We start from the raw sequence: 2,009 nt of genomic DNA, 5'->3' as shown, positions 1-2,009 counted from the left end.
AAGACGGCATACTAGATGTAGCTCCGTCTCGTGGGCTCGGAGATGTTTATAAGATACAGGCAACATTTATCATGCACGCGATTATGAATGTAGCGCTCCATGTAATTGGATTAAATGTCCCCATATTAAATAATTCATTGAAGATAGAACCTGGAAATATTTCCCAAGCAATACCCGATAGAGGGATTAAAATAATGCCTGCCACAGCAGATACAAAATTAGCACAAAATGTGGCAATGAAAGCCTTTATCGCAGGCAAATTAAATAATTTCAGCACAAAAATAGATTCAATAACTAACCCAGCAGATATTGCCCACCATGAGAATAATCGAGCTTCCAAATATACTGCAGGCCAAACCATATTGGCATACGCAGAAAAAGAAATAATTAAAAGTAGACAAGCAATTAATTTTTTCACTAAGCCTCCCTGTAAACTTATCGCCTTACTAAACGGCGCTTACGACTACCTTAAGCAAGCATACGTAACTGCAAACCAAAAATGCCACACGTTAGCTGCCTGATTGAGCAATTTTTTATGTACGATCTAATTTATAACGAAGGACATTACGTTGCTCATCTTCGCAATAGAAAGTGCTTAGGTACTCACCACCACATTTTTCTATCACTCTACTCGATGCGGTATTGTCTTCGTCACAAGTAATAATAACTCGATGCTCAATGATATTATTTACTATCCACCTAAGCATCTTTGTCGCAACGCCGCGGCCCCTAGCTCGCGCTAGAGTGTCATAACCTATATGACCAATAACATTTTCAATATACTCGTTTGTACCATGACGGAATCTAATTGAACCACATATAATACCTGACTCAATATAGAAATAAGTCGATATAGGAGCCCAACCAGCAGGTAATTCTTTGCCCTCAGAATAAGCTATTCGCTTTTTTAAATAGGCATGACTATCGAGCTTTGCCTCATCATAGAGCTCTAAACCTTCTTGTACACAGTCTTTCGCATAGTTTTTGAACAGCTCTGCATGTCCAATATCTGCTTTCGTAATTTCCATATTACCTCTTAGCACATAGAGCCTTGCCATAAGGTGCCGCCCCGCTGAACTTCAAACCAAAACTACCGAAGTCCACACCACACTTGATGGCCTTGTTAGACACGTTGCAGTGTAGACCTCATTTAATTACTTTTACTACGATACCAAGTAGCAAAGATGATATATATGGAAAAAAACAAAAACCTGAAAAAACTAGATTCATCCACCAACCCGTTTTCTTTCTAGACTTTTCGGGTATTAAATCAAAATATCCTTCACCTTCTTTATACCCATTGTTTTTCAAGCACACGTATCGCCAAATGAAAAATCCAAGCAAAAACCAAGCAAAAAACCAACACCAATAAAAACATAATAATACTTAATGACAAGATTGACCTGAAATGCTGTTAAGTAGTTAAATATCCCAAAAATAAAAACTCCCCCCATAGAGATCAGGTAGATTGCACCAAGAAAATGGGAACCATTAAGCGGTCTGTGTAAACCTCCAGTGTATTGATACCAATAAATGACCCTAATAATCTTCTTTGTTTCTTTGATTACGTTCATAAGACCCACATTGAATGAATATTTTCCTAACGCCTACAATTAGGTGTGCCACGTTGAACCAACCAAGCACGCCGAACTCAAAACCAAAATTTCCGAGTGTATGCATCACCTTGATTTTTTTTGTTAAATGGGGCCGAATGTGACCAAATGGTTATTTTTAATTTAGATACTCAAGTCACTAAATACTGGTTCCACTTTTTTCTAGCCTGAGCACTATTGAGTGCTTACTGACGCTGATCTAATTTTACTTTCACAAAAGTATATACTGGCCAGAGAACTGTTCTAATAATTAACAATCGTGATAAAATCAGATCCACTAACGCCTTAACTGAGTCGGAAGAACTATTAGTGGGTTCCCATAGAAGAACATAACTCGAATAATTCAAAAGATACAGAGTTAAAATCATGTAAAAGAACAAGTTAGTAAACTTATCC

Annotated in this window: 3 protein-coding genes; 1 reads left to right on the top strand and 2 read right to left on the bottom strand. The window is 37.4% G+C overall.

Going from position 1 to position 2,009, the window contains the following annotated elements; genetic code table 11:
* Positions 1–521, top strand: a 521-nt coding sequence (locus ASV53_RS23775; protein WP_205049232.1) for a hypothetical protein, incomplete at its 5' end; no start/stop codon positions are given.
* Between the two features lie 12 nt (positions 522–533).
* Here the strand turns inward: ASV53_RS23775 and ASV53_RS23770 are convergent.
* Positions 534–1,028, bottom strand: a complete 495-nt coding sequence (locus ASV53_RS23770; RefSeq protein WP_094958964.1) for a GNAT family N-acetyltransferase — start codon at positions 1,026–1,028, stop codon at positions 534–536.
* A gap of 279 nt (positions 1,029–1,307) precedes the next feature.
* A complete protein-coding gene (locus ASV53_RS23765) occupies positions 1,308–1,574 on the bottom strand; it encodes a hypothetical protein (RefSeq protein WP_094958963.1) in 267 nt (88 codons plus the stop codon).
* Positions 1,575–2,009: the final 435 nt, after the last annotated feature.

The organism is Photobacterium sanguinicancri (assembly GCF_002265265.1).
In the GTDB taxonomy this organism is placed as follows: domain Bacteria; phylum Pseudomonadota; class Gammaproteobacteria; order Enterobacterales; family Vibrionaceae; genus Photobacterium; species Photobacterium sanguinicancri.
The sequence above is the reverse complement of the archived record's forward strand: the minus strand, read 5'-3'. Positions and strand labels throughout refer to the sequence as shown.